Source organism: Vibrio sp. A37, from assembly GCF_059777565.1.
The window spans coordinates 1-282 of the sequence record NZ_JBLNLI010000097.1 but is presented as its reverse complement, the minus strand read 5'-3'; the positions used below and the strand labels follow the sequence as shown (position 1 = coordinate 282).

The following is a 282-nucleotide window of genomic DNA, read 5'->3' as shown; positions in this document are numbered from 1 at the left end:
GGATCACCTCCTTATACGAATAGATTATTGCGATGAGTGTTCACACAGATTGATATGGTTTGTATGTAAGAGTAAAGACTACCAGATGGGGCTATAGCTCAGCTGGGAGAGCGCTTCGCTGGCAGCGAAGAGGTCTGCGGTTCGATCCCGCATAGCTCCACCATCTTTAAGGGTTTTTTCTTAAGAATCTTTAAAGATGGTTTTTTATTCCCTAAAAAGAATGAAACCTTGCTCTTTAACAATTTGGAAAGCTGACGAATAGCTTAATGGTTTTCACTTTTG

1 tRNA gene is annotated in these 282 nt (G+C 40.8%); it reads left to right on the top strand.

From position 1 onward, the window contains the following. The first annotated feature begins 87 nt into the window (after positions 1–87). Positions 88–163 (top strand) — tRNA-Ala (locus ACM2FC_RS23675). Positions 164–282 lie beyond the last annotated feature (119 nt).